The following is a 26298-nucleotide window of genomic DNA, read 5'->3' on the forward strand; positions in this document are numbered from 1 at the left end:
TTCCCTTCATTTATCTGATGATTTTCCAGCTGTGTAGCCAGCCCCAGTTTGTCTGGCCTCCTCGAGTGTACAATGCTTAACCTTTCCGCTCGACGGAAATCATGGTGACAAAAGGATAGCGTTGCCACGGGATTGCCCCGCCTTTCATATACATATGTGAAATCGTGCCATCAAGATAAAGCAGCTGCTCAACGTTCAGTTTCGCTTTGGCATAACAGGCAAAATCATAAAAATTTGTCGCCTGCTGGCTCAACAAAAACACGGCATTCCCATGTTTATTAATCCCAACACCGTTACGAATTTTACGTGAGGCGACGTTGGGATGAATACGCGGATTAATTACACCGTTTTCCATCAACATTGGCCCTGACTGCACCGCAAACTGAATCTCTTTACTGGCTTTAAAGGCATCCAGACGAACGATGCCGACTTTATCTCCCGCGACATAAAACACGCCGCCAGGACGGATAAAGAAATTCCCTTCACCTGAAGCGAGATTTAACGCCACCTTCTGCTGACCGTTTTCGATGTACAAACCGAGCGGCGCATAGCTTTCATCATAGATGCCGCCGTTCATCGCCATCTGCACCTGACCCTGACTATTAATATTCGCCAGCAGAGCATGTAACGTTCCCCACGCTTCGCCATTGGCTTTTTGCCAGTACATTTTCACCCGCTCTGTTTGAGGATTAACGGTATACGCCTGTACGGTCAGCGTCGGATCTGAGAGTGCGCAATCATCAGCGGCAACAGCAAACAAGGGAAGTAAGGTGAGGGCGAGAAAAATCCGTTTGAGATTCAAGGTGATCATTCCTTTACCAATGAGTAGCCGATGCGCCATTATAGGTCCTGGATGTGGGATTTTTTTATCCTGTTAGCGACCTTGACGAGTACCAAAAAGCGCGAAGTTCAACTATTGTTCTGTGGTGTTCTGTTGCGTGTTGACGGCAAAATTTTGCTGGCGTAACATGCGCGCACGATCACTCTAAGAGGACATTCGCCTTGGACACACCCAGTAGATACTGGCTCACTATCCTGTCATCCAGGATCAACTCCTAAGGCTATCCCTTTTTGCTGATAGCCTTAGCGGTTGTCAGCGACCTCAATTTTTCCCGTCGCGCTGAGTCAGGCTGTTTAATGGTCTGAAACCCAATTTGTTTCTGTGTGCCCACCGAACTGTCCGATATTTTAAGCATTGGGAGTCCCGGTCATGCTGAGCGCATTTCAACTGGAAAATAACCGACTGACCCGGCTGGAAGTCGAAGAGTCACAACCCCTTGTAAATGCAGTATGGATTGATCTTGTCGAACCGGACGACGACGAGCGACTGCGCGTACAATCTGAACTTGGTCAGAGCCTGGCAACCCGCCCGGAACTGGAAGACATCGAAGCATCGGCACGTTTCTTTGAAGACGACGACGGCCTGCATATTCACTCCTTCTTCTTCTTTGAAGATGCGGAAGATCACGCCGGTAACTCCACTGTGGCATTTACCATCCGTGATGGTCGTCTGTTTACTCTGCGTGAGCGTGAACTGCCCGCTTTTCGTCTATATCGTATGCGTGCCCGTAGCCAGTCGATGGTAGACGGTAACGCCTACGAGTTGCTGCTGGATTTGTTCGAAACCAAAATCGAACAGTTGGCAGATGAAATTGAAAATATCTATAGCGACCTGGAGCAATTGAGCCGGGTGATTATGGAAGGGCATCAGGGCGATGAGTACGACGAGGCGCTCTCCACTCTGGCGGAACTGGAAGATATCGGCTGGAAAGTTCGCCTGTGTCTGATGGATACCCAGCGCGCTCTCAACTTCCTGGTGCGTAAAGCGCGTTTACCGGGTGGGCAACTGGAGCAGGCGCGTGAAATCCTGCGAGATATCGAATCCCTGCTGCCGCATAACGAATCCCTGTTCCAGAAGGTGAACTTCCTGATGCAGGCGGCAATGGGTTTTATCAACATCGAGCAGAACCGCATCATCAAAATTTTCTCGGTGGTATCCGTCGTGTTCCTGCCGCCAACGCTGGTTGCTTCCAGCTACGGGATGAACTTTGAGTTTATGCCAGAACTGAAGTGGAGTTTCGGCTACCCAGGCGCGATTATCTTTATGATCCTCGCGGGCCTGGCACCGTATCTGTACTTTAAGCGGAAGAACTGGTTGTAAAAAACGAGAGCGGTGGTTTAGCCTGGCTAAGCCACCTCTTATTCAAAGGCTCCAGGTATTTAACCCTTTTACTTCTTTCTCATAGAACCATTTGTTCGTGTTAACAGCAACATAGGCTGCTACGGCAATTCCCAGAATGTTAACGCCAATTAGTGCACCAACAAATAGAGATAGAATACCAAGTAATAGAACTATAATTGCTTTTTTCCATAACCCCAGGACAAATAAATATATCCAGGAACAGAAGAAAGCAATGAAATTCATTTGAATAGTTAAGCGTTGTCTTACTTTTAATGCTTTAAATGCTGCTTTATATTCTGGTGTTGCCCCCCAGAATCCAGGAAAACCATGTTGATCATAAAAATTAAATCGGTATTTCCATTTTTCACTTAATGAACCATCGTTCATATATTCCTTACTTATAAATACTCCATAACTATTGTTTTGATGAATCAGTAGGTGCAAGCATTAGCATACTGAAAGTGGAAAAATAACAAATTAAAAAAATCATCGAACCATTGCCTGAACAGGCAAAATCTTCGGCTATCATTGTGATGATAGAGATGATATATACTGCTAATGTACCAAAAACATAAGTTTTTATATAGACGAAACCACTATCACGGAGTCGCTGGCAATTCATGTTGATGACGAGATAATGGAGTACGATGGTAGAGACTATAACAAGAAAACCTGCTTCCCCATCGTTAAAAAAGATAATAAGAAAGGCAAAAATGAAATTTATTAAAATAAATGAAAATATATAACGACGTCTGGAAATCTTGCCGTTAGATGTTGGGATAAATATACGTAACATAAATTTCACATCCTTGTATGAGTCTCCGGTCAGCATGGCAATATGCCCACTCTCATGCAAGAGTCGGCATATTTTTTCAGAATATATTTATTTTTTATTTGGACGTTCTACGCTGCGTATAAATCGCATCCATCACAAAAATTGCCAGCGCCACCCAAATAAAGGTGAAAGTCACCATCTTATCGGCACCCGGTTTTTCACCATAAAACGTCACAGCCAGCAGGAACATCAGCGTCGGGCCAATGTACTGGAAAAAGCCTAACGTTGAGAGACGCAGGCGTGTCGCAGCTGCAGTAAAACACAACAGCGGTACGGTAGTGACAATACCGGCGGCGATCAGCAGTAAATTCAGCGATATCGGGTTTTGCCCCATATGGCTGGTTGAGCTATCGGCAATAGCAAACAGGTAAATTGCCGCCACGGGCAGCAGCCACATAGTTTCGATTAACATGCCGGTTTGCGCTTCAACGGCAATCTTCTTGCGTACCAGACCGTAGAAGGCAAAACTAAATGCCAGTCCCAGCGCGATGATCGGCAGTGAACCAAAAGTCCAGAGCTGAACCAACACGCCACATATCGCCAGAATCACCGCCAGCCATTGCATCCGGCGGAATCGCTCGCCGAGGAAAATCATCCCCAGCACAATGTTCACCAGCGGGTTAATAAAGTAACCAAGGCTCGCTTCCAGCATATGGTGATTGTTCACCGCCCAGATAAACAGTAGCCAGTTGCCACCAATCAGCACGGCAGAGACTGCCAGCATAAAAATTTTCTGTGGCGTCTGAATCAGCGTTTTTAAATAGGACCACTGGCGGCAAATGCTCATCAGCACCACCATAAAGAAAAACGACCAGATCACGCGATGCGTCAGGATTTCATCGGCGGGCACGTAGTAAATCAACTTGAAGTACGCTGGGGCTATACCCCAAATAAAATAAGCGGCAAGAGCGAGTAATACGCCCTGCCGCGTTTGTTTTGCATCCATCGGGAATACTCATTTTTAATTGGTAACAGCAGTTTACCTGCTTTTATGTCTTCAACCTACCATATAGGTGGCGGTGGCACTGGCAATATAAAGCTGTTCTTCATTGTGTAATTCAACGCGGGCGACGGCGACTTTATTGCCTGCACGCAACAGACTACTGGTAGCAGTAAAACGCTCGCCCCTGCCTGGGCGCAGATAATCAACGCGAAGATCAATGGTCCCCATCCGCGATAGCCGCTGGCGTAGTTCATCTTCACTGATGGTTTCGTGGCGGGTTAAGGTACTTCCCACGCACACCAGACCGGCGGCGACATCCAGCGCCGACGCAATGACCCCGCCGTGCAAAATGCTTTGCGCCCAGTTACCCACCATCATTGGCTGATTTTTAAAGGCCAGCTGTGCGAACTCTTTTTCGTAACGCTCCAGCTCCATCCCTAACGCGCGGTTAAATGGCATGTGATAAACAAACATCTCACCCACTAATTTCAGGGCTTGTTCAGCGGTCAGTACGGCAGACATATCATCCTTACACTTCATTGGTTAATGAAATGTTGATTTTATGCTTCTTTGTTGTTGGTTTCTACTTTAGGAAGGGATAACTAACGGCAATGGAGTTAAGTATGTAAAATAGCCCGCAGAAAAACATTCACCTTATCAATAATTCGTTACGGAGAACACGACCGATGCGGACTCTGCAGGGCTGGTTGTTGCCGGTGTTTATGTTGCCTATGGCAGTATATGCACAAGAGGCAACGGTGAAAGAGGTGCATGACGCGCCAGCGGTGCGTGGCAGTATTATCGCCAATATGCTGCAGGAGCATGACAATCCGTTCACGCTCTATCCTTATGACACCAACTACCTCATCTACACCCAAACCAGCGATCTGAACAAAGAAGCGATTGCCAGTTACGACTGGGCGGAAAATGCGCGTAAGGATGAAGTAAAGTTTCAGTTGAGCCTGGCATTTCCGCTGTGGCGTGGGATTTTAGGCCCGAACTCGGTGTTGGGTGCGTCTTATACGCAAAAATCCTGGTGGCAACTGTCCAATAGCGAAGAGTCTTCACCGTTTCGTGAAACCAACTACGAACCGCAATTGTTCCTCGGTTTTGCCACCGATTACCGTTTTGCAGGTTGGACGCTGCGCGATGTGGAGATGGGGTATAACCACGACTCTAACGGGCGTTCAGACCCGACCTCCCGCAGCTGGAACCGCCTTTATACTCGCCTGATGGCAGAAAACGGTAACTGGCTGGTAGAAGTGAAGCCGTGGTATGTGGTGGGTAATACTGACGATAACCCGGATATCACCAAATATATGGGTTACTACCAGCTTAAAATCGGCTATCACCTCGGTGATGCGGTGCTCAGTGCGAAAGGACAGTACAACTGGAACACCGGCTACGGCGGTGCGGAGTTAGGCTTAAGTTACCCGATCACCAAACATGTGCGCCTTTATACTCAGGTTTACAGCGGCTATGGCGAATCGCTCATCGACTATAACTTCAACCAGACCCGTGTCGGTGTGGGGGTTATGCTAAACGATTTGTTTTGATGAACGGTTGAGTGGTTGGCAAATCTGGAATCCAGCATCCAGGATTACCCTCTCAGAGACTAAAAGCATTGCAGTTTCTCGCGCAGGCGCTGAAAATAGCGCCTGTTTTTATTTCAGGCAATCGGGGTGAATGTGGCGCAGGCGGAAGTGTTGAATCTGGAGTCCGGAGCTAAACAGGTTTTACAAGAAACCTTTGGCTACCAACAGTTTCGCCCCGGCCAGGAAGAAATTATCGACACTGTGCTTTCCGGTCGCGATTGCCTGGTCGTCATGCCCACCGGTGGCGGAAAATCCCTTTGCTATCAAATTCCTGCCTTATTGCTAAACGGCCTTACCGTGGTTGTTTCACCGCTGATTTCGTTGATGAAAGATCAGGTGGATCAACTGCAAGCCAACGGCGTGGCGGCGGCGTGCCTTAACTCGACGCAAACCCGCGAACAGCAACTTGAAGTGATGACAGGCTGCCGCACCGGGCAAATTCGTCTGCTTTATATCGCCCCGGAACGCCTGATGCTGGATAACTTTCTTGAGCATCTGGCGCACTGGAATCCGGTGTTATTAGCCGTTGATGAAGCGCACTGTATCTCCCAATGGGGCCACGATTTCCGCCCGGAATATGCCGCGCTCGGTCAGTTGCGCCAGCGGTTCCCGACGCTGCCGTTTATGGCGCTGACCGCCACAGCCGACGACACCACGCGCCAGGATATCGTGCGCCTGCTGGGGCTGAACGATCCGCTGATTCAAATCAGCAGTTTTGACCGTCCGAATATTCGCTACATGCTGATGGAGAAATTCAAACCGCTCGATCAGTTGATGCGCTACGTGCAGGAACAGCGCGGTAAGTCCGGCATTATCTACTGCAACAGCCGGGCGAAAGTAGAAGACACCGCTGCGCGCCTGCAAAGCAAGGGTATTAGCGCGGCGGCCTATCATGCCGGGCTGGAAAATAATGTCCGCGCCGACGTGCAGGAGAAATTCCAGCGCGATGACTTGCAAATTGTGGTGGCGACGGTGGCGTTCGGCATGGGCATCAATAAACCAAACGTTCGCTTCGTGGTCCACTTTGATATTCCGCGCAATATCGAATCCTATTATCAGGAAACCGGTCGCGCCGGGCGTGATGGCCTGCCTGCGGAAGCGATGTTGTTTTACGATCCAGCTGATATGGCGTGGCTGCGCCGTTGTCTGGAAGAGAAGCCGCAGGGGCAGTTGCAGGATATCGAGCGCCACAAACTCAATGCGATGGGCGCGTTTGCCGAAGCGCAAACTTGCCGTCGTCTGGTATTGCTGAACTATTTTGGCGAAGGGCGTCAGGAGCCGTGCGGGAACTGCGATATCTGCCTCGATCCGCCGAAACAGTACGACGGTTCAACCGATGCTCAGATTGCCCTTTCCACCATTGGTCGTGTGAATCAGCGGTTTGGGATGGGTTATGTGGTGGAAGTGATTCGTGGTGCTAATAACCAGCGTATCCGCGACTATGGTCATGACAAACTGAAAGTCTATGGCATGGGCCGTGATAAAAGCCATGAACATTGGGTGAGCGTGATCCGCCAGCTGATTCACCTCGGCCTGGTGACGCAAAATATTGCCCAGCATTCTGCCCTACAACTGACAGAGGCCGCGCGCCCGGTGCTGCGCGGCGAATCCTCTTTGCAACTTGCCGTGCCGCGTATCGTGGCGCTCAAACCGAAAGCGATGCAGAAATCGTTCGGCGGCAACTATGATCGCAAACTGTTCGCCAAATTACGCAAACTGCGTAAATCGATTGCCGATGAAAGCAATGTCCCGCCGTACGTGGTGTTTAACGACGCAACCTTGATTGAGATGGCTGAACAGATGCCGATCACCGCCAGCGAAATGCTCAGCGTTAACGGCGTTGGGATGCGCAAGCTGGAACGCTTTGGTAAACCGTTTATGGCGCTGATTCGTGCGCATGTCGACGGCGACGACGAAGAGTAGTCAGCAGCATAAAAAAGTGCCAGGATGAAGACTCCGTAAACGTTTCCCCCGCGAGTCAAATGTATGTTGATGTTATTTCTCACCGTCGCCATGGTGCACATTGTGGCGCTTATGAGTCCCGGTCCCGATTTCTTTTTTGTCTCTCAGACCGCTGTCAGTCGTTCCCGTAAAGAAGCGATGATGGGCGTGCTGGGTATTACCTGCGGCGTTATGGTTTGGGCAGGGATTGCGTTGCTTGGCCTGCATTTGATTATCGAAAAAATGGCCTGGCTGCATACGCTGATTATGGTTGGCGGTGGCCTGTATCTCTGCTGGATGGGTTACCAGATGCTGCGCGGCGCGCTGAAAAAAGAGGCGGTTTCTGCACCTGCGCCACAGGTCGAGCTGGCGAAAAGTGGGCGCAGTTTCCTGAAAGGTTTACTGACCAATCTCGCTAATCCGAAAGCGATTATCTACTTTGGCTCGGTGTTCTCATTGTTTGTCGGTGATAACGTTGGCACTACCGCGCGCTGGGGCATTTTTGCGCTGATCATTGTCGAAACACTGGCGTGGTTTACCGTCGTTGCCAGCCTGTTTGCCCTGCCGCAAATGCGCCGTGGTTATCAACGTCTGGCGAAGTGGATTGATGGTTTTGCCGGGGCGTTATTTGCCGGATTTGGCATTCATTTGATTATTTCGCGGTGATGCCAGACGCGTCTTCAGAGTAAGTCGGATAAGGCGTTTACGCCGCATCCGACATTATTTTTCACGCATGCCTCGCCGATGCTAACAGCGCTCCCACCAGCATAAACAACGAGCCGAAAATCTTATTCAGCGCCTTCATCTGCTTTGGTCCTTTAATCCATAGAGCAATCCGTTGAGCAAGGGTGGCGTAACCGATCATCACAATAATATCGACCACAATAGTGGTGACGCCGAGCACGATATACTGCATCAGTTGCGGCTGTTGCGGCATGATGAATTGCGGAAATAGCGCCGCCAGAAACACAATACTTTTGGGATTGGTGAGATTCACAAAAACTGCGCGCTGGAACAAATGTCGACGCGATTGAGTAGAGGCCAGCGATTTAAGATCAATTGCGCCAGCGGCGCGCCATTGCTGTATTCCCAGCCAAATCAAGTAAGCCGCGCCTGCCCACTTCAACACTTCAAACGCAATCACTGAGCGGGAAAATAGCGTCCCCAACCCCACGCCAACCAGCACAATATGAATCGCCAGTCCGGTCTGAAGCCCAGCAATAGACGCCACCGCGCCGCGATAACCGTGGTTGAGCGAGGTGGTCATAGTGTTGATTGCACCAGAGCCTGGCGACAGGCTTAAAATGATCGATGTCAGCAGGTAGGCAAACCACCATTCTAAGGTCATGATGAACTCCCGGTGTGTCTATTTTTGTGCCACAATACGCTACTGTCGCAGCGTTGTGTCAGGCACGCTAAAAAAAACGATTTTACGTGGTTTAAGAGGCAGATTACCCGATGTTTCAGCAGCAAAAAGACTGGGAAACAAGAGAAAACGCGTTTGCTGCTTTTACCATGGGACCGCTGACTGATTTCTGGCGTCAGCGTGATGAAGCAGAGTTTACTGGTGTGGATGACATTCCGGTGCGCTTTGTCCGTTTTCGCGCACAGCACCATGACCGGGTGGTAGTCATCTGCCCGGGGCGTATTGAGAGCTACGTAAAATATGCGGAACTGGCCTACGATTTGTTCCATTTGGGGTTTGATGTCTTAATCATCGACCATCGCGGGCAGGGACGTTCCGGTCGCCTGTTAGCCGATCCGCATCTCGGGCATGTTAATCGCTTTAATGATTATGTTGATGATCTGGCGGCATTCTGGCAACAGGAGGTCCAGCCCGGTCCGTGGCGTAAACGCTATATACTGGCACATTCGATGGGCGGTGCGATCTCCACATTATTTCTGCAACGCCATCCAGGTGTATGTGACGCCATTGCGCTAACTGCGCCAATGTTTGGGATCGTGATTCGTATGCCGTCATTTATGGCACGGCAGATCCTCAACTGGGCCGAAGCGCATCCACGTTTCCGTGATGGCTATGCAATAGGCACCGGGCGCTGGCGCGCGTTGCCGTTTGCTATCAACGTACTGACCCACAGCAGACAGCGATATCGACGTAACTTACGCTTCTATGCTGATGACCCAACGATTCGCGTCGGTGGGCCGACCTACCATTGGGTACGCGAAAGTATTCTGGCTGGCGAACAGGTGTTAGCCGGTGCGGGTGATGACGCCACGCCAACGCTTCTCTTGCAGGCTGAAGAGGAACGCGTGGTGGATAACCGCATGCATGACCGTTTTTGTGAACTCCGCACCGCCGCGGGCCATCCTGTCGAAGGAGGACGGCCGTTGGTAATTAAAGGTGCTTACCATGAGATCCTTTTTGAAAAGGACGCAATGCGCTCAGTCGCGCTCCACGCCATCGTTGATTTTTTCAACAGGCATAACTCACCCAGCGGAAACCGCTCTACAGAGGTTTAAATTTCTTATGTACCAGGTTGTTGCGTCTGATTTAGATGGCACGTTACTTTCTCCCGACCATACGTTATCCCCTTACGCCAAAGAAACTCTGAAGCTGCTCACCGCGCGCGGCATCAACTTTGTGTTTGCGACCGGTCGTCACCACGTTGATGTGGGGCAAATTCGCGATAATCTGGAGATTAAGTCTTACATGATTACCTCCAATGGTGCGCGCGTTCACGATCTGGATGGTAATCTGATTTTTGCTCATAACCTGGATCGCGACATTGCCAGCGATCTGTTTGGCGTAGTCAACGACAATCCGGACATCATTACTAACGTTTATCGCGACGACGAATGGTTTATGAATCGCCATCGCCCGGAAGAGATGCGCTTTTTTAAAGAAGCGGTGTTCAAATATGCGCTGTATGAGCCTGGATTACTGGAGCCGGAAGGCGTCAGCAAAGTGTTCTTCACCTGCGATTCCCATGAACAACTGCTGCCGCTGGAGCAGGCGATTAACGCTCGTTGGGGCGATCGCGTCAACGTCAGTTTCTCTACCTTAACCTGTCTGGAAGTGATGGCGGGCGGCGTTTCAAAAGGCCATGCGCTGGAAGCGGTGGCGAAGAAACTGGGCTACAGCCTGAAGGATTGTATTGCGTTTGGTGACGGGATGAACGATGCCGAAATGCTGTCGATGGCGGGGAAAGGCTGCATTATGGGCAGTGCGCACCAGCGTCTGAAAGACCTTCATCCCGAGCTGGAAGTGATTGGTACTAATGCCGACGACGCGGTGTCGCATTATCTGCGTAAACTCTATTTATCGTAATCGTTCTTTATTTGGTCAGTTGTCAACCTGATACTTCGCTACAATGGATACTCGTTAATCAAAGAGTTTTCCATTGTGGCGCTACTTATCATCACCACGATTCTGTGGGCCTTCTCCTTTAGCTTTTATGGCGAGTACCTTGCGGGGCACGTCGATAGCTATTTTGCGGTGCTGGTGCGCGTTGGCCTGGCGGCACTCGTTTTTCTGCCGTTTCTGCGTACCCGTGGCAATAGCCTGAAAACAGTCGGCCTGTATATGCTGGTGGGCGCGATGCAGCTCGGCGTGATGTATATGCTGAGTTTCCGCGCTTATCTCTACCTGACGGTTTCCGAACTGCTGCTGTTCACCGTACTGACGCCGCTCTACATCACGCTGATTTATGACATCATGAGTAAGCGCCGTCTGCGCTGGGGATATGCTTTTAGTGCCTTGTTGGCGGTGATTGGTGCCGGGATTATTCGCTATGATCAGGTCACCGACCATTTCTGGACTGGCTTGTTGCTGGTGCAACTCTCCAATATCACTTTTGCCATCGGCATGGTGGGTTACAAACGCCTGATGGAAACTCGCCCGATGCCGCAGCATAACGCCTTTGCGTGGTTCTATCTTGGCGCGTTCCTGGTGGCGGTAATTGCATGGTTCTTGCTGGGAAATGCGCAGAAAATGCCGCAAACCACGTTGCAATGGAGCATTCTGGTGTTTCTTGGCGTGGTGGCTTCCGGGATTGGCTACTTTATGTGGAACTACGGCGCGACGCAGGTGGACGCCGGAACGCTGGGCATTATGAATAATATGCACGTTCCGGCAGGGCTGCTGGTAAACCTGGCTATCTGGCACCAACAGCCGCACTGGCCAACGTTTATTACAGGCGCGCTGGTGATCCTGGCCTCACTGTGGGTGCATCGTAAGTGGGTCGCTCCGCGCTCTTCACAAACGGCAGATGATCGCAGGCGTGATTGCGCGCTGAGCGAATAAATGCTTCTGTAATCGGCTGACGCTGCTCGCCATCGCGCACGGCGGCGTACAGCCGGCTCCACAAGCCTTCGCCCAGGGTTTTTGTCACCACCAGATCCTGGCGCTCAAAACTCTCTACTACCCAATGTGGTAGCGCGGCAATACCCATCCGCGCGGCAACCATCTGAATCAACAATAAGGTGTTATCGACGCTTTTCAGTGACGGGCTGACGCCTGCCGGCTGAAGAAAATGCCGCCAGACATCCAGTCGGCTACGCTGCACCGGATAAATCAACAGCGTCTCGCTGGCGAGATCTTCCGGTGTAATACGCGTTTTTGCCGCCAGTGGATGGTCAGGTGCTAACACCAGGCGTACTTCATAATCGAACATCGGCGAATAATGCAGGCCACTGCGCGGCAGGATATCGGAGGTCATCACCAGATCCAGCTCGCCCTGTTGCAACGCGGGCTGCGGGTCAAACGTCACGCCCGATTTAAAATCCATCTCTACCTGCGGCCAGTTCTTATGGAAATTTTCTAACGCGGGTGTCAGCCACTGAATACAGCTATGGCACTCAATGGCAATGCGCAGACGCGTCTGCTGCGGTTCATTGCAGGCTTGCAGTGCCTGGCTGATTTGCGGCAGCACCTGGTTTGCCAGTTGCAACAGGATTTCTCCCTGCGGTGTAAAGCGTAGCGGCTGGCTCTTACGCACAAATAGCCGGAAGCCAAGGCGTTGTTCCAGATCGCTAAACTGGTGAGACAGGGCGGATTGCGTCTGATGCAACGTCGCCGCAGCGGCTGCGAGAGAGCCGCAGTTCCGCAACGCTTGTAGCGTTTTCAGGTGTTTTACTTCGATCATGAAAGTCCTTCACTTCGGCATGAATAATTTGCGCTTGAGGAATATACAGTAACCGCCAATTATGGATGTGTAAACATCTGGACGGCTAAAATCCTTCGTCTTTTAAATTTATGGTGCGTTGGCTGCGTTTCTCCACCCCGGTCACTTACTTCAGTAAGCTCCCGGGGATGAATAAACTTGCCGCCTTCCCTAAATTCAAAATCCATAGGATTTACATATAATTAGAGGAAGAAAAATGACAATATTGAATCACACCCTCGGTTTCCCTCGCGTTGGCCTGCGTCGCGAGCTGAAAAAAGCGCAAGAGAGTTATTGGGCGGGGAACTCCACGCGTGAAGAACTGCTGGCGGTAGGGCGTGAATTGCGTGCTCGTCACTGGGATCAACAAAAGCAAGCGGGTATCGACCTGCTGCCGGTGGGCGATTTTGCCTGGTACGATCATGTACTGACCACCAGTCTGCTGCTGGGTAACGTTCCAGCGCGTCATCAGAACAAAGATGGTTCGGTAGATATCGACACCCTGTTCCGTATTGGTCGTGGACGTGCGCCGACTGGCGAACCTGCGGCGGCAGCGGAAATGACCAAATGGTTTAACACCAACTATCACTACATGGTGCCGGAGTTCGTTAAGGGCCAACAGTTCAAACTGACCTGGACGCAGCTGCTGGAGGAAGTGGACGAGGCGCTGGCGCTGGGCCACAAGGTGAAACCTGTGCTGCTGGGGCCGGTTACCTGGCTGTGGCTGGGGAAAGTGAAAGGTGAACAGTTTGATCGCCTGAGCCTGCTGAACGACATTCTGCCGGTTTATCAGCAAGTGCTGGCAGAACTGGCGAAACGCGGTATTGAGTGGGTACAGATCGACGAACCCGCGCTGGTACTGGAACTACCACAGGCGTGGCTGGACGCATACAAACCCGCTTACGACGCGCTCCAGGGACAGGTGAAACTGCTGCTGACCACCTATTTTGAAGGCGTAACGCCAAATCTCGACACGATTACTGCGCTGCCTGTTCAGGGGCTGCATGTGGACCTTGTACATGGTAAAGATGACGTTGTTGAACTGCACAAGCGCCTGCCTTCTGACTGGCTGCTGTCTGCGGGTCTGATCAATGGTCGTAACGTCTGGCGCGCCGATCTTACTGAGAAATATGCGCAAATTAAGGACATTGTCGGCAAACGTGATTTGTGGGTGGCATCTTCCTGCTCGTTGCTGCACAGCCCCATCGACCTGAGCGTGGAAACGCGTCTTGATGCAGAAGTGAAAAGCTGGTTTGCCTTCGCCCTACAAAAATGCCATGAACTGGCACTGCTGCGCGATGCGCTGAACAGTGGTGACACGGCAGCTCTGGCAGAGTGGAGCGCCCCAATTCAGGCGCGTCGTCACTCTACTCGTGTACATAATCCGGCGGTAGAAAAGCGTCTGGCGGCGATCACCGCCCAGGACAGCCAGCGTGCGAATGTCTATGAAGTGCGTGCTGAAGCCCAGCGTGCGCGTTTTAAACTGCCAGCGTGGCCGACCACCACGATTGGTTCCTTCCCGCAAACCACGGAAATTCGTACCCTGCGTCTGGATTTCAAAAAGGGCAATCTCGACGCCAATAACTACCGCACGGGCATTGCGGAACATATCAGGCAGGCCATTGTTGAACAGGAACGTTTGGGACTGGATGTGCTGGTACATGGCGAGGCCGAGCGTAATGACATGGTGGAATACTTTGGCGAGCACCTCGACGGGTTTGTCTTTACGCAAAACGGTTGGGTACAGAGCTACGGTTCCCGCTGCGTGAAGCCACCGATTGTTATTGGTGACGTTAGTCGCCCGGCACCGATTACCGTGGAGTGGGCGAAGTATGCGCAATCGCTGACTGATAAACCGGTGAAAGGGATGCTGACTGGCCCGGTGACCATTCTCTGCTGGTCGTTCCCGCGTGAAGATGTCAGCCGTGAAACTATCGCCAAACAAATTGCGCTGGCGCTGCGTGATGAAGTGGCGGACCTGGAAGCCGCAGGAATTGGCATCATCCAGATTGATGAACCGGCGCTGCGCGAAGGTTTACCGCTGCGTCGTAGCGACTGGGATGCATATCTCCAGTGGGGCGTGGAGGCCTTCCGTATCAACGCCGCCGTGGCGAAAGATGACACACAAATCCACACTCACATGTGTTATTGCGAGTTCAACGACATCATGGATTCGATTGCGGCACTGGATGCAGACGTCATCACCATCGAAACCTCGCGTTCCGACATGGAGTTGCTGGAGTCGTTTGAAGAGTTTGATTATCCGAATGAAATCGGTCCAGGCGTCTATGACATTCACTCGCCAAACGTACCGAGCGTAGAATGGATTGAAGCCTTGCTGAAGAAAGCGGCAAAACGCATTCCGGCAGAGCGCCTGTGGGTCAACCCGGACTGTGGCCTGAAAACGCGCGGCTGGCCAGAAACCCGCGCGGCACTGGCGAACATGGTGCAGGCGGCGCAGAACTTGCGTCGGGGGTAAAATCCAAACCGGGTGGTAATACCACCCGGTCTTTTCTCATTACAGCGACTTCTTCCCACCATACTGCTTAAACCATTCCAGCATACGCTGCCAGCCATCTTTCGCAGATTCGGCATGATAGCTCGGGCGATAATCAGCGTTGAATGCATGCCCGGCGTCCGGGTACACGATAATCTCTGCTTTCGCATTAGCAGCCCGCAGCGCCTGGCGCATGGTTTCAACGCTCTCCTGCGGAATACTGTTATCCAGACCGCCATATAAGCCGAGAACCGGCGCGTTAAGATCGGTTGCGATATCAACAGGTTGTTTCGGTGAATTCAGCGACTTATCGCCCGTCAGTTTGCCGTACCACGCCACTGCGGCTTTTAGCTGTGGATTATGCGCGGCATACAGCCAAGTGATACGTCCACCCCAGCAGAATCCGGTGATCATTAAACGATGAACATCGCCGCCGTTGCGGGAAGCCCAACTGGCGACATGATCGAGATCGGCCAGCACCTGCGAGTCAGGCACTTTTGCTACCAGACCGCTAAGCAACGTGGGGATATCGGCAAAATCATTCGGATCGCCTTCGCGGAAGTAAAGTTCAGGTGCGATAGCCAGATACCCCTCCAGCGCCAGACGGCGACAAATGTCGCGGATATGTTCATGCACGCCAAAAATTTCCTGCACTACAATGACCACTGGCAGTGGGCCATCGCTTTGCTTTGGTCTGGCATGGTAAGCAGGCATGTTATCCCCTTGTGAAGGGATAGAGGTGAAGCCCGCCACAATCGCGTCGTCCGGGGTCTGAACGATGGTCGAAGCGAGAGGCGATGCAGCAGGTGCAAATCCAGATTGTTGTGTTGTTGCCATGGTATTCTCCGTACCCTTATAAAAATGTTGCGCAATGTTAACTATAGTCAGCATGCAACAAATCACATTGCCTGAATCGGCTCATCTTTTATGCAGTCCTGCAGAATGAAGAGTGATTTATGTGATTTGCATCACTTTTGGTGGGTAAATTTATGCAACGCATTTGCGTCATGGTGATGAGTATCACGAAAAAATGTTAAACCCTTCGGTAAAGTGTCTTTTTGCTTCTTCTGACTAAACCGATTCACAGAGGAGTTGTATATGTCCAAGTCTGATGTTTTTCATCTCGGCCTCACTAAAAACGATTTACAAGGGGCTACGCTTGCCATCGTCCCTGGCGACCCGGATCGTGTGGAAAAGATCGCCGCGCTGATGGATAAGCCGGTTAAGCTGGCATCTCACCGCGAATTCACTACCTGGCGTGCAGAGCTGGATGGTAAATCTGTTATCGTCTGCTCTACCGGTATCGGCGGCCCGTCTACCTCTATTGCTGTTGAAGAGCTGGCACAGCTGGGCATTCGCACCTTCCTGCGTATCGGTACAACGGGCGCTATTCAGCCGCATATTAATGTGGGTGATGTCCTGGTTACCACGGCGTCTGTCCGTCTGGATGGCGCGAGCCTGCACTTCGCACCGCTGGAATTCCCGGCTGTCGCTGATTTCGAATGTACGACTGCGCTGGTTGAAGCTGCGAAATCCATTGGCGCGACAACTCACGTTGGCGTGACAGCTTCTTCTGATACCTTCTACCCAGGTCAGGAACGTTACGATACTTACTCTGGTCGCGTAGTTCGTCACTTTAAAGGTTCTATGGAAGAGTGGCAGGCGATGGGCGTAATGAACTATGAAATGGAATCTGCAACCCTGCTGACCATGTGTGCAAGTCAGGGCCTGCGTGCCGGTATGGTAGCGGGTGTTATCGTTAACCGCACCCAGCAAGAGATCCCGAATGCTGAGACGATGAAACAAACTGAAAGCCAAGCGGTGAAAATCGTGGTGGAAGCGGCGCGTCGTCTGCTGTAATTCTCTTCTCCTGTCTGAAGGCCGACGCGTTCGGCCTTTTGTATTTTTGCGTAGCGCCTCGCAGGAAATGCCTTTCCAACTGGACGTTTGTACAGCACAATTCTATTTTGTGCGGGTAAGTTGTTGCGTCAGGAGGCGTTGTGGATTTCTCAATCATGGTTTACGCAGTTATTGCGTTGGTGGGTGTGGCAATTGGCTGGCTGTTTGCCAGTTATCAACATGCGCAGCAAAAAGCCGAGCAATTAGCTGAACGTGAAGAGATGGTCGCGGAGTTAAGCGCGGCAAAACAACAAATTACCCAAAGCGAGCACTGGCGTGCAGAGTGCGAGTTACTCAATAACGAAGTGCGCAGCCTGCAAAGTATTAACACCTCTCTGGAGGCCGATCTGCGTGAAGTAACCACGCGGATGGAAGCCGCACAGCAACATGCTGACGATAAAATTCGCCAGATGATTAACAGCGAGCAGCGCCTCAGTGAGCAGTTTGAAAACCTCGCCAACCGTATTTTTGAGCACAGCAATCGCCGGGTTGATGAGCAAAACCGTCAGAGTCTGAACAGCCTGTTGTCGCCGCTACGTGAACAACTGGACGGTTTCCGCCGTCAGGTTCAGGACAGCTTCGGTAAAGAAGCACAAGAACGCCATACCCTGACCCACGAAATTCGCAATCTCCAGCAACTCAACGCGCAAATGGCCCAGGAAGCGATCAACCTGACGCGCGCGCTGAAAGGCGACAATAAAACCCAGGGCAACTGGGGCGAGGTAGTATTGACGCGGGTGCTGGAGGCTTCCGGTCTGCGTGAAGGGTATGAATATGAAACCCAGGTCAGCATCGAAAATGACGCCCGCTCGCGGATGCAGCCGGATGTCATCGTGCGGCTGCCGCAGGGAAAAGATGTGGTGATCGACGCCAAAATGACGCTGGTCGCCTATGAACGCTATTTTAACGCCGAAGACGACTACACCCGCGAAAGCGCGCTACAGGAACATATCGCGTCGGTGCGTAACCATATCCGTTTGCTGGGACGCAAAGATTATCAACAGCTGCCGGGGCTGCGAACTCTGGATTACGTGCTGATGTTTATTCCCGTTGAACCCGCTTTTTTACTGGCGCTTGACCGCCAGCCGGAGCTGATCACCGAAGCGTTGAAAAACAATATCATGCTGGTTAGCCCGACTACGCTGCTGGTGGCGCTGCGCACTATCGCCAACCTGTGGCGTTATGAGCATCAAAGCCGCAACGCCCAGCAAATCGCCGATCGTGCCAGCAAGCTGTACGACAAGATGCGTTTGTTCATCGATGACATGTCCGCGATTGGTCAAAGTCTCGACAAAGCGCAGGATAACTATCGGCAGGCAATGAAAAAACTCTCTTCAGGGCGCGGAAATGTGCTGGCGCAGGCAGAAGCGTTTCGCGGTTTAGGAGTAGAAATTAAACGCGAGATTAATCCGGATTTGGCTGAACAGGCGGTGAGCCAGGATGAAGAGTATCGACTTCGGTCGGTTCCGGAGCAGCCGAATGATGAAGCTTATCAACGCGATGATGAATATAATCAGCAGTCGCGCTAGCCCATTGGGAGTAGTTAAGCCGGGTAGAAATCTAGGGCATCGACGCCCAATCTGTTACACTTCTGGAACAATTTTTTGATGAGCAGGCATTGAGATGGTGGATAAGTCACAAGAAACGACGCACTTTGGTTTTCAGACCGTCGCGAAGGAACAAAAAGCGGATATGGTCGCCCACGTTTTCCATTCCGTGGCATCAAAATACGATGTCATGAATGATTTGATGTCATTTGGTATTCATCGTTTGTGGAAGCGATTCACGATTGATTGCAGCGGCGTACGCCGTGGGCAGACCGTGCTGGATCTGGCTGGTGGCACCGGCGACCTGACAGCGAAATTCTCCCGCCTGGTCGGAGAAACTGGCAAAGTGGTCCTTGCTGATATCAATGAATCCATGCTCAAAATGGGCCGCGAGAAGCTGCGTAATATCGGTGTGATTGGCAACGTTGAGTATGTTCAGGCGAACGCTGAGGCGCTGCCGTTCCCGGATAACACCTTTGATTGCATCACCATTTCGTTTGGCCTGCGTAACGTCACCGACAAAGATAAAGCACTGCGTTCAATGTATCGCGTGCTGAAACCCGGCGGCCGCCTGCTGGTGCTTGAGTTCTCGAAGCCAATTATCGAGCCGCTGAGCAAAGCCTATGATGCATACTCCTTCCATGTGCTGCCGCGTATTGGCTCACTGGTCGCGAACGACGCCGACAGCTACCGTTATCTGGCAGAATCCATCCGTATGCATCCCGATCAGGATACCCTGAAAGCCATGATGCAGGATGCCGGATTCGAAAGTGTCGACTACTACAATCTGACGGCAGGGGTTGTGGCGCTGCATCGTGGTTATAAGTTCTGACAGGAGACCGGAAATGCCTTTTAAACCTTTAGTGACGGCAGGAATTGAAAGTCTGCTCAACACCTTCCTGTATCGCTCACCCGCGCTGAAAACGGCCCGCTCGCGTCTGTTGGACAAAGTGCTGCGCGTGGAGGTAAAAGGCTTTTCGACGTCATTGATTCTGGTGTTCAGCGAACGCCAGGTTGATGTACTGGGCGAATGGGCAGGCGATGCTGACTGCACCGTTATCGCCTACGCCAGTGTGTTGCCGAAACTTCGCGATCGCCAGCAGCTTGCCGCCCTGATTCGCAGTGGTGAGCTGGAAGTGCAGGGCGATATTCAGGTGGTGCAAAACTTCGTTGCGCTGGCAGATCTGGCAGAGTTCGACCCTGCGGAACTGCTGGCCCCTTATACCGGTGATATCGCCGCTGAAGGAATCAGCAAAGCCATGCGCGGAGGCGCAAAGTTCCTGCATCACGGCATTAAGCGCCAGCAACGTTATGTGGCGGAAGCCATTACTGAAGAGTGGCGTATGGCACCCGGTCCGCTTGAAGTGGCCTGGTTTGCGGAAGAGACGGCTGCCGTCGAGCGTGCTGTTGATGCCCTGACCAAACGGCTGGAAAAACTGGAGGCTAAATGACGCCAGGTGAAGTACGGCGCCTATATTTCATCATTCGCACTTTTTTAAGCTACGGACTTGATGAACTGATCCCCAAAATGCGTATCACCCTGCCGCTACGGCTATGGCGATACTCATTATTCTGGATGCCAAATCGGCATAAAGACAAACCTTTAGGTGAGCGACTACGACTGGCCCTGCAAGAACTGGGGCCGGTATGGATCAAGTTCGGGCAAATGTTATCAACCCGCCGCGATCTTTTTCCGCCGCATATTGCCGATCAGCTGGCGTTATTGCAGGACAAAGTTGCTCCGTTTGATGGCAAGCTGGCGAAGCAGCAGATTGAATCTGCAATGGGCGGCTTGCCGGTAGAAGCGTGGTTTGACGATTTTGAAATCAAGCCGCTGGCTTCTGCTTCTATCGCCCAGGTTCATACCGCGCGATTGAAATCGAATGGTAAAGAGGTGGTGATTAAAGTCATCCGCCCGGATATTTTGCCGGTTATTAAAGCGGATCTGAAACTTATCTACCGTCTGGCTCGCTGGGTGCCGCGTTTGCTGCCGGATGGTCGCCGTCTGCGCCCAACCGAAGTGGTGCGCGAGTACGAAAAGACCTTGATTGATGAACTGAATTTGCTGCGGGAATCTGCCAACGCCATTCAGCTTCGGCGCAATTTTGAAGACAGCCCGATGCTCTACATCCCGGAAGTTTACCCTGACTATTGTAGTGAAGGGATGATGGTGATGGAGCGCATTTACGGCATTCCGGTGTCTGATGTTGCGGCGCTGGAGAAAAACGGCACTAACATGAAATTGCTGGCGGAACGCGGCGTGCAGGTGTTCTTCACTCAGGTCTTTCGCGACAGCTTTTTCCATGCCGATATGCACCCTGGCAACATCTTCGTAAGCTATGAACACCCGGAAAACCCGAAATATATCGGCATTGATTGCGGGATTGTTGGCTCGCTAAACAAAGAAGATAAACGCTATCTGGCAGAAAACTTTATCGCCTTCTTTAATCGCGACTATCGCAAAGTGGCAGAGCTACACGTCGATTCTGGCTGGGTGCCACCAGATACCAACGTTGAAGAGTTCGAATTTGCCATTCGTACGGTCTGTGAACCTATCTTTGAGAAACCGCTGGCCGAAATTTCGTTTGGACATGTACTGTTAAATCTGTTTAATACGGCGCGTCGCTTCAATATGGAAGTGCAGCCGCAACTGGTGTTACTCCAGAAAACCCTGCTCTACGTCGAAGGGGTAGGACGCCAGCTTTATCCGCAACTCGATTTATGGAAAACGGCGAAGCCTTTCCTGGAGTCGTGGATTAAAGATCAGGTCGGTATTCCTGCGCTGGTGAGAGCATTTAAAGAAAAAGCGCCGTTCTGGGTCGAAAAAATGCCAGAACTGCCTGAACTGGTTTACGACAGTTTGCGCCAGGGCAAGTATTTACAGCACAGTGTTGATAAGATTGCCCGCGAGCTTCAGTCAAATCATGTACGTCAGGGACAATCGCGTTATTTTCTCGGAATTGGCGCTACGTTAGTATTAAGTGGCACATTCTTGTTGGTCAGCCGACCTGAGTGGGGGCTGATGCCCGGCTGGTTAATGGCAGGTGGTCTGATCGCCTGGTTTGTCGGTTGGCGCAAAACACGCTGATTTTTTCATCGCTCAAGGCGGGCCGTGTAACGTATAATGCGGCCTTGTTTAATCATCATCTACCACAGAGGAACATGTATGGGTGGTATCAGTATTTGGCAGTTATTGATTATTGCCGTCATCGTTGTACTGCTTTTTGGCACCAAAAAGCTCGGCTCCATCGGTTCCGATCTTGGTGCGTCGATCAAAGGCTTTAAAAAAGCAATGAGCGATGATGAACCAAAGCAGGATAAAACCAGTCAGGATGCTGATTTTACTGCGAAAACTATCGCCGATAAGCAGGCGGATACGAATCATGAACAGGCTAAAACAGAAGACGCGAAGCGCCACGATAAAGAGCAGGTGTAATCCGTGTTTGATATCGGTTTTAGCGAACTGCTATTGGTGTTCATCATCGGCCTCGTCGTTCTGGGGCCGCAACGACTGCCTGTGGCGGTAAAAACGGTAGCGGGCTGGATTCGCGCGTTGCGTTCACTGGCGACAACGGTGCAGAACGAACTGACCCAGGAGTTAAAACTCCAGGAGTTTCAGGACAGTCTGAAAAAGGTTGAAAAGGCGAGCCTCACTAACCTGACGCCCGAACTGAAAGCGTCGATGGATGAACTACGCCAGGCCGCGGAGTCGATGAAGCGTTCCTACGTTGCAAACGATCCAGAAAAGGCGAGCGATGAAGCGCACACCATCCATAACCCGGTGGTGAAAGATAATGAAGCTGCGCATGAGGGCGTAACGCCTGCCGCTGCACAAACGCAGGCCAGTTCGCCGGAACAGAAGCCAGAAACCACGCCAGAGCCGGTGGTAAAACCTGCTGCGGACGCTGAACCGAAAACCGCTGCACCTTCCCCTTCGTCGAGTGATAAACCGTAAACATGTCTGTAGAAGATACTCAACCGCTTATCACGCATCTGATTGAGCTGCGTAAGCGTCTGCTGAACTGCATTATCGCGGTGATCGTGATATTCCTGTGTCTGGTCTATTTCGCCAATGACATCTATCACCTGGTATCCGCGCCATTGATCAAGCAGTTGCCGCAAGGTTCAACGATGATCGCCACCGACGTGGCCTCGCCGTTCTTTACGCCGATCAAGCTGACCTTTATGGTGTCGCTGATTCTGTCAGCGCCGGTGATTCTCTATCAGGTGTGGGCATTTATCGCCCCAGCGCTGTATAAGCATGAACGTCGCCTGGTGGTGCCGCTGCTGGTTTCCAGCTCTCTGCTGTTTTATATCGGCATGGCGTTCGCCTACTTTGTGGTCTTTCCGCTGGCATTTGGCTTCCTTGCCAATACCGCGCCGGAAGGGGTGCAGGTATCCACCGACATCGCCAGCTATTTAAGCTTCGTTATGGCGCTGTTTATGGCGTTTGGTGTCTCCTTTGAAGTGCCGGTGGCAATTGTGCTGCTGTGCTGGATGGGGATTACCTCGCCAGAAGACTTACGCAAAAAACGCCCGTATGTGCTGGTTGGTGCATTCGTTGTCGGGATGTTGCTGACGCCGCCGGATGTCTTCTCGCAAACGCTGTTGGCGATCCCGATGTACTGTCTGTTTGAAATCGGTGTCTTCTTCTCACGCTTTTACGTTGGTAAAGGGCGAAATCGGGAAGAGGAAAACGACGCTGAAGCAGAAAGCGAAAAAACTGAAGAATAAATTCAACCGCCCGTCAGGGCGGTTGTCATATGGAGTACAGGATGTTTGATATCGGCGTTAATTTGACCAGTTCGCAATTTGCGAAAGACCGTGATGATGTTGTAGCGCGCGCTTTTGACGCGGGAGTTAATGGGCTACTCATCACCGGCACTAACCTGCGTGAAAGCCAGCAGGCGCAAAAGCTGGCGCGTCAGTATTCGTCCTGTTGGTCAACGGCGGGCGTACATCCTCACGACAGCAGCCAGTGGCAAGCTGCGACTGAAGAAGCGATTATTGAGCTGGCCGCGCAGCCAGAAGTGGTGGCGATTGGTGAATGTGGTCTCGACTTTAACCGCAACTTTTCGACGCCGGAAGAGCAGGAACGCGCTTTTGTTGCCCAGCTACGCATTGCCGCAGATTTAAACATGCCGGTATTTATGCACTGTCGCGATGCCCACGAGCGGTTTATGACATTGCTGGAGCCGTGGCTGGATAAACTGCCTGGTGCGGTTCTTCATTGCTTTACCGGCACACGCGAAGAGATGCAGGCGTGCGTGGCGCATGGAATTTATATCGGCATTACCGGTTGGGTTTGCGATGAACGACGCGGACTGGAGCTGCGGGAACTTTTACCGTTGATTCCGGTGGAAAAATTACTGATCGAAACTGATGCGCCGTATCTGCTCCCTCGCGATCTCACGCCAAAGCCATCATCCCGGCGCAACGAGCCAGCCCATCTGCCCCATATTTTGCAACGTATTGCGCACTGGCGTGGAGAAGATGCCGCATGGCTGGCTGCCACCACGGATGCTAATGTCAAAACACTGTTTGGGATTGCGTTTTAGAGTTTGCGGAACTCGGTGTTCTTCACACTGTGCTTAATCTCTTTATTAATAAGATTAAGCAATAGCATGGAGCGAGTCTCACCATCGGGTTCGGTGAAAATGGCCTGAAAGCCTTCGAACGCGCCTTCGGTAATAATCACCTTATCACCCGGATAAGGGGTTGCCGGATCGACAATGTCTTTCGGTTTATATACCGATAGCTGATGAATCACCGCCGATGGGACTATCGCTGGCGACGCGCCAAAGCGCACGAAGTGGCTGACACCGCGGGTCGCGTTGATAGTCGTGGTATGAATCACTTCTGGATCAAATTCCACAAACAGGTAGTTGGGGAACAATGGCTCACTGACTGCAGTACGTTTGCCACGCACGATTTTTTCCAGGGTGATCATCGGTGCCAGGCAATTCACAGCCTGTCTTTCGAGGTGTTCCTGGGCACGTTGAAGTTGCCCGCGCTTGCAGTACAGTAAATACCAGGATTGCATAATGACTCTTATCCGTTTAATCGGGGCGCAAGGATAGCAAAAGCTTTACGCTAAGTTAATTATATTCCCCGGTTTGCGTTATACCGTCAGAGTTCACGCTAATTTAACAAATTTACAGCATCGCAAAGATGAACGCCGTATAATGGGCGCAGATTAAGAGGCTACAATGGACGCCATGAAATATAACGATTTACGCGACTTCTTGACGCTGCTTGAACAGCAGGGTGAGCTAAAACGTATCACGCTCCCGGTGGATCCGCATCTGGAAATCACTGAAATTGCTGACCGCACTTTGCGTGCCGGTGGGCCTGCGCTGTTATTCGAAAACCCTAAAGGCTACTCAATGCCGGTGCTGTGCAATCTGTTCGGTACGCCAAAGCGCGTGGCGATGGGCATGGGGCAGGAAGATGTTTCGGCGCTGCGTGAAGTTGGTAAATTATTGGCGTTTCTGAAAGAGCCGGAGCCGCCAAAAGGTTTCCGCGACCTGTTTGATAAACTGCCGCAGTTTAAGCAAGTATTGAACATGCCGACAAAGCGGCTGCGCGGTGCGCCTTGCCAACAAAAAATCGTCTCTGGCGATGACGTCGATCTCAATCGCATTCCCATTATGACCTGCTGGCCGGAAGATGCCGCGCCGCTGATTACCTGGGGGCTGACCGTAACGCGCGGCCCGCATAAAGAGCGGCAGAATCTGGGCATTTATCGCCAGCAGCTGATTGGTAAAAACAAACTGATTATGCGCTGGCTGTCGCATCGCGGCGGCGCGCTGGATTATCAGGAGTGGTGTGCGGCGCATCCGGGCGAACGTTTCCCGGTTTCTGTGGCGCTGGGTGCCGATCCCGCCACGATTCTCGGTGCAGTCACCCCCGTTCCGGATACGCTTTCAGAGTATGCGTTTGCCGGATTGCTACGCGGCACCAAAACCGAAGTAGTAAAGTGTATCTCCAATGACCTTGAAGTGCCCGCCAGTGCGGAGATTGTGCTGGAAGGGTATATCGAACAAGGCGAAACTGCGCCGGAAGGGCCGTATGGCGACCACACCGGTTACTATAATGAAGTCGATAGTTTCCCGGTATTTACCGTGACGCATATTACCCAGCGTGAAGATGCGATTTACCATTCCACCTATACCGGGCGTCCGCCAGATGAGCCCGCGGTGCTGGGTGTCGCACTGAACGAAGTGTTTGTGCCGATTCTGCAAAAACAGTTCCCGGAAATTGTCGATTTTTACCTGCCGCCGGAAGGCTGCTCTTATCGCCTGGCGGTAGTGACAATCAAAAAACAGTACGCCGGACACGCGAAGCGCGTCATGATGGGCGTCTGGTCGTTCTTACGCCAGTTTATGTACACTAAATTTGTGATCGTTTGCGATGATGACGTTAACGCACGCGACTGGAACGATGTGATTTGGGCGATTACCACCCGTATGGACCCAGCGCGGGATACTGTTCTGGTAGAAAATACGCCTATTGATTATCTGGATTTTGCCTCGCCTGTCTCCGGGCTGGGTTCAAAAATGGGGCTGGATGCCACGAATAAATGGCCGGGGGAAACCCAGCGTGAATGGGGACGTCCCATCAAAAAAGATCCAGATGTTGTCGCACATATTGACGCCATCTGGGATGAACTGGCTATTTTTAACAACGGTAAAAGCGCCTGATGCGCGTTTGTTTTGCCCTATTTATCGATCCGA

At 51.7% G+C, this 26298-nt stretch carries 28 protein-coding genes; 19 read left to right on the plus strand and 9 right to left on the minus strand.

Annotation, left to right across the window (positions count from 1 at the left end):
• Positions 1-76: 76 nt before the first annotated feature.
• Positions 77-841, minus strand: coding sequence for a phosphodiester glycosidase family protein (locus OQV04_RS06355; RefSeq protein WP_032281916.1), 765 nt, complete (start codon positions 839-841; stop codon positions 77-79).
• Positions 842-1002: 161 nt separating this feature from the next.
• Here OQV04_RS06355 and ysgD point away from each other — a divergent pair, with 161 nt between their 5' ends.
• On the plus strand, positions 1003-1059 hold the full coding sequence (ysgD, locus tag OQV04_RS06360) for a protein YsgD (RefSeq protein ID WP_211180520.1): 57 nt from the start codon (positions 1003-1005) through the stop codon (positions 1057-1059).
• 151 nt (positions 1060-1210) lie between these two features.
• Positions 1211-2161: a magnesium/cobalt transporter CorA gene (gene corA, locus OQV04_RS06365; protein WP_000947159.1), complete on the plus strand. Its 951-nt coding sequence runs from the start codon at positions 1211-1213 to the stop codon at positions 2159-2161.
• A gap of 42 nt (positions 2162-2203) precedes the next feature.
• Here corA and OQV04_RS06370 read toward each other — a convergent pair whose 3' ends face one another.
• The 4 genes from OQV04_RS06370 to yigI form a co-directional block, all read right to left on the minus strand.
• Positions 2204-2584, minus strand: coding sequence for a DUF2628 domain-containing protein (locus tag OQV04_RS06370; protein WP_000032581.1), 381 nt, complete (start codon positions 2582-2584; stop codon positions 2204-2206).
• Between the two features lie 13 nt (positions 2585-2597).
• The gene (yigG, locus tag OQV04_RS06375; RefSeq protein ID WP_024257910.1) at positions 2598-2978 is read right to left on the minus strand and encodes a protein YigG; all 381 of its coding nucleotides are present in this window, start codon (positions 2976-2978) and stop codon (positions 2598-2600) included.
• 94 nt (positions 2979-3072) lie between these two features.
• Positions 3073-3963, minus strand: a complete 891-nt coding sequence (gene rarD / locus OQV04_RS06380) for an EamA family transporter RarD (RefSeq protein WP_032281917.1) — start codon at positions 3961-3963, stop codon at positions 3073-3075.
• Between the two features lie 51 nt (positions 3964-4014).
• Positions 4015-4482 (minus strand): acyl-CoA thioesterase YigI, encoded by a 468-nt coding sequence (yigI, locus tag OQV04_RS06385; protein WP_001277142.1) that lies wholly within the window; start codon positions 4480-4482, stop codon positions 4015-4017.
• A 164-nt stretch (positions 4483-4646) separates the two neighbouring features.
• On the opposite strand from yigI, the gene pldA reads away from it, so the two are divergent.
• The 3 genes from pldA (at position 4647) to rhtC (ending at position 8162) form a co-directional block, all read left to right on the plus strand.
• Positions 4647-5516 (plus strand): phospholipase A, encoded by an 870-nt coding sequence (gene pldA / locus OQV04_RS06390; protein WP_001259700.1) that lies wholly within the window; start codon positions 4647-4649, stop codon positions 5514-5516.
• 132 nt (positions 5517-5648) lie between these two features.
• A complete protein-coding gene (gene recQ, locus OQV04_RS06395; protein WP_000035581.1) occupies positions 5649-7478 on the plus strand; it encodes an ATP-dependent DNA helicase RecQ in 1830 nt (609 codons plus the stop codon).
• Positions 7479-7541: 63 nt separating this feature from the next.
• A complete protein-coding gene (rhtC, locus tag OQV04_RS06400; RefSeq protein WP_000928824.1) occupies positions 7542-8162 on the plus strand; it encodes a threonine export protein RhtC in 621 nt (206 codons plus the stop codon).
• A 61-nt stretch (positions 8163-8223) separates the two neighbouring features.
• Here the strand turns inward: rhtC and rhtB are convergent, their stop codons facing one another.
• Entirely contained in the window at positions 8224-8844 is a 621-nt protein-coding gene (rhtB, locus tag OQV04_RS06405; protein WP_000171710.1) for a homoserine/homoserine lactone efflux protein, read from the minus strand.
• Between the two features lie 110 nt (positions 8845-8954).
• On the opposite strand from rhtB, the gene pldB reads away from it, so the two are divergent.
• From pldB to bioP, 3 genes are all read left to right on the plus strand, one after another.
• Positions 8955-9977, plus strand: a complete 1023-nt coding sequence (gene pldB / locus OQV04_RS06410) for a lysophospholipase L2 (protein ID WP_000487654.1) — start codon at positions 8955-8957, stop codon at positions 9975-9977.
• A gap of 7 nt (positions 9978-9984) precedes the next feature.
• Positions 9985-10785: a sugar/pyridoxal phosphate phosphatase YigL gene (yigL, locus tag OQV04_RS06415; protein WP_032281918.1), complete on the plus strand. Its 801-nt coding sequence runs from the start codon at positions 9985-9987 to the stop codon at positions 10783-10785.
• A gap of 75 nt (positions 10786-10860) precedes the next feature.
• A complete protein-coding gene (bioP, locus tag OQV04_RS06420; protein ID WP_021578150.1) occupies positions 10861-11760 on the plus strand; it encodes a biotin transporter in 900 nt (299 codons plus the stop codon).
• Here the strand turns inward: bioP and metR are convergent.
• Positions 11648-12601 carry an HTH-type transcriptional regulator MetR gene (gene metR / locus OQV04_RS06425; protein ID WP_000573615.1) on the minus strand — a complete coding sequence of 318 codons (954 nt, stop codon included), beginning with the start codon at positions 12599-12601 and terminating at the stop codon, positions 11648-11650. The genes bioP and metR overlap by 113 nt on opposite strands.
• Before the next feature lie 235 nt (positions 12602-12836).
• On the opposite strand from metR, the gene metE reads away from it, so the two are divergent.
• A complete protein-coding gene (gene metE, locus OQV04_RS06430) occupies positions 12837-15098 on the plus strand; it encodes a 5-methyltetrahydropteroyltriglutamate--homocysteine S-methyltransferase (RefSeq protein ID WP_032281919.1) in 2262 nt (753 codons plus the stop codon).
• A 39-nt stretch (positions 15099-15137) separates the two neighbouring features.
• On the opposite strand, the gene OQV04_RS06435 is transcribed toward metE, so the two are convergent.
• Complete coding sequence (locus OQV04_RS06435) at positions 15138-15953, minus strand: dienelactone hydrolase family protein (protein WP_012304928.1); 816 nt, start codon at positions 15951-15953, stop codon at positions 15138-15140.
• A gap of 261 nt (positions 15954-16214) precedes the next feature.
• Here OQV04_RS06435 and udp point away from each other — a divergent pair, with 261 nt between their 5' ends.
• The 9 genes from udp (at position 16215) to tatD (ending at position 24120) form a co-directional block, all read left to right on the plus strand.
• Positions 16215-16976, plus strand: coding sequence for a uridine phosphorylase (gene udp, locus OQV04_RS06440; RefSeq protein WP_252706495.1), 762 nt, complete (start codon positions 16215-16217; stop codon positions 16974-16976).
• A gap of 140 nt (positions 16977-17116) precedes the next feature.
• A complete protein-coding gene (gene rmuC / locus OQV04_RS06445; RefSeq protein WP_000347714.1) occupies positions 17117-18544 on the plus strand; it encodes a DNA recombination protein RmuC in 1428 nt (475 codons plus the stop codon).
• Positions 18545-18638: 94 nt separating this feature from the next.
• Complete coding sequence (gene ubiE / locus OQV04_RS06450) at positions 18639-19394, plus strand: bifunctional demethylmenaquinone methyltransferase/2-methoxy-6-polyprenyl-1,4-benzoquinol methylase UbiE (RefSeq protein WP_000227958.1); 756 nt, start codon at positions 18639-18641, stop codon at positions 19392-19394.
• Between the two features lie 13 nt (positions 19395-19407).
• Complete coding sequence (gene ubiJ / locus OQV04_RS06455; protein ID WP_032281920.1) at positions 19408-20013, plus strand: ubiquinone biosynthesis protein UbiJ; 606 nt, start codon at positions 19408-19410, stop codon at positions 20011-20013.
• The gene (gene ubiB / locus OQV04_RS06460) at positions 20010-21650 is read left to right on the plus strand and encodes a ubiquinone biosynthesis regulatory protein kinase UbiB (RefSeq protein WP_032281921.1); all 1641 of its coding nucleotides are present in this window, start codon (positions 20010-20012) and stop codon (positions 21648-21650) included. The genes ubiJ and ubiB overlap by 4 nt, the downstream gene beginning before the upstream one ends.
• A 78-nt stretch (positions 21651-21728) precedes the next feature.
• Positions 21729-21998: a Sec-independent protein translocase subunit TatA gene (gene tatA, locus OQV04_RS06465; RefSeq protein ID WP_274446642.1), complete on the plus strand. Its 270-nt coding sequence runs from the start codon at positions 21729-21731 to the stop codon at positions 21996-21998.
• A 3-nt stretch (positions 21999-22001) separates the two neighbouring features.
• Positions 22002-22517, plus strand: a complete 516-nt coding sequence (gene tatB / locus OQV04_RS06470; protein WP_000459594.1) for a Sec-independent protein translocase protein TatB — start codon at positions 22002-22004, stop codon at positions 22515-22517.
• 2 nt (positions 22518-22519) lie between these two features.
• Complete coding sequence (gene tatC / locus OQV04_RS06475; RefSeq protein ID WP_000109943.1) at positions 22520-23296, plus strand: Sec-independent protein translocase subunit TatC; 777 nt, start codon at positions 22520-22522, stop codon at positions 23294-23296.
• A 41-nt stretch (positions 23297-23337) separates the two neighbouring features.
• Entirely contained in the window at positions 23338-24120 is a 783-nt protein-coding gene (gene tatD / locus OQV04_RS06480; protein ID WP_021578153.1) for a 3'-5' ssDNA/RNA exonuclease TatD, read from the plus strand.
• Here the strand turns inward: tatD and rfaH are convergent.
• Complete coding sequence (gene rfaH, locus OQV04_RS06485) at positions 24117-24605, minus strand: transcription/translation regulatory transformer protein RfaH (protein ID WP_032281922.1); 489 nt, start codon at positions 24603-24605, stop codon at positions 24117-24119. The two genes, tatD and rfaH, sit on opposite strands and share 4 nt — an antisense overlap.
• A 166-nt stretch (positions 24606-24771) precedes the next feature.
• Between rfaH and ubiD the strand changes: the two genes are divergently transcribed.
• Positions 24772-26265 (plus strand): 4-hydroxy-3-polyprenylbenzoate decarboxylase, encoded by a 1494-nt coding sequence (gene ubiD / locus OQV04_RS06490; protein WP_000339804.1) that lies wholly within the window; start codon positions 24772-24774, stop codon positions 26263-26265.
• Positions 26266-26298: the final 33 nt, after the last annotated feature.

Source organism: Escherichia sp. Lx600-2 (genome assembly GCF_036662595.1).
GTDB classification, from domain to species: domain Bacteria; phylum Pseudomonadota; class Gammaproteobacteria; order Enterobacterales; family Enterobacteriaceae; genus Escherichia; species Escherichia coli.

Excerpts from the sequence above, each read along its gene's own strand:
- corA (WP_000947159.1), top strand. The coding sequence starts at position 1,211 with ATGCTGAGCGCATTTCAACTGGAAAATAACCGACTGACCCGGCTGGAA.
- ubiB (WP_032281921.1), top strand. The coding sequence starts at position 20,010 with ATGACGCCAGGTGAAGTACGGCGCCTATATTTCATCATTCGCACTTTT.
- tatA (WP_274446642.1), top strand. The coding sequence starts at position 21,729 with ATGGGTGGTATCAGTATTTGGCAGTTATTGATTATTGCCGTCATCGTT.
- rhtB (WP_000171710.1), bottom strand. The coding sequence starts at position 8,844 with ATGACCTTAGAATGGTGGTTTGCCTACCTGCTGACATCGATCATTTTA.
- pldA (WP_001259700.1), top strand. The coding sequence starts at position 4,647 with ATGCGGACTCTGCAGGGCTGGTTGTTGCCGGTGTTTATGTTGCCTATG.
- rarD (WP_032281917.1), bottom strand. The coding sequence starts at position 3,963 with ATGGATGCAAAACAAACGCGGCAGGGCGTATTACTCGCTCTTGCCGCT.
- ubiJ (WP_032281920.1), top strand. The coding sequence starts at position 19,408 with ATGCCTTTTAAACCTTTAGTGACGGCAGGAATTGAAAGTCTGCTCAAC.
- pldB (WP_000487654.1), top strand. The coding sequence starts at position 8,955 with ATGTTTCAGCAGCAAAAAGACTGGGAAACAAGAGAAAACGCGTTTGCT.
- udp (WP_252706495.1), top strand. The coding sequence starts at position 16,215 with ATGTCCAAGTCTGATGTTTTTCATCTCGGCCTCACTAAAAACGATTTA.
- tatD (WP_021578153.1), top strand. The coding sequence starts at position 23,338 with ATGTTTGATATCGGCGTTAATTTGACCAGTTCGCAATTTGCGAAAGAC.
- yigG (WP_024257910.1), bottom strand. The coding sequence starts at position 2,978 with ATGTTACGTATATTTATCCCAACATCTAACGGCAAGATTTCCAGACGT.
- ubiE (WP_000227958.1), top strand. The coding sequence starts at position 18,639 with ATGGTGGATAAGTCACAAGAAACGACGCACTTTGGTTTTCAGACCGTC.
- rfaH (WP_032281922.1), bottom strand. The coding sequence starts at position 24,605 with ATGCAATCCTGGTATTTACTGTACTGCAAGCGCGGGCAACTTCAACGT.
- ubiD (WP_000339804.1), top strand. The coding sequence starts at position 24,772 with ATGGACGCCATGAAATATAACGATTTACGCGACTTCTTGACGCTGCTT.
- yigL (WP_032281918.1), top strand. The coding sequence starts at position 9,985 with ATGTACCAGGTTGTTGCGTCTGATTTAGATGGCACGTTACTTTCTCCC.
- yigI (WP_001277142.1), bottom strand. The coding sequence starts at position 4,482 with ATGTCTGCCGTACTGACCGCTGAACAAGCCCTGAAATTAGTGGGTGAG.
- tatC (WP_000109943.1), top strand. The coding sequence starts at position 22,520 with ATGTCTGTAGAAGATACTCAACCGCTTATCACGCATCTGATTGAGCTG.
- OQV04_RS06355 (WP_032281916.1), bottom strand. The coding sequence starts at position 841 with ATGGCGCATCGGCTACTCATTGGTAAAGGAATGATCACCTTGAATCTC.
- OQV04_RS06435 (WP_012304928.1), bottom strand. The coding sequence starts at position 15,953 with ATGGCAACAACACAACAATCTGGATTTGCACCTGCTGCATCGCCTCTC.
- metE (WP_032281919.1), top strand. The coding sequence starts at position 12,837 with ATGACAATATTGAATCACACCCTCGGTTTCCCTCGCGTTGGCCTGCGT.
- rhtC (WP_000928824.1), top strand. The coding sequence starts at position 7,542 with ATGTTGATGTTATTTCTCACCGTCGCCATGGTGCACATTGTGGCGCTT.
- metR (WP_000573615.1), bottom strand. The coding sequence starts at position 12,601 with ATGATCGAAGTAAAACACCTGAAAACGCTACAAGCGTTGCGGAACTGC.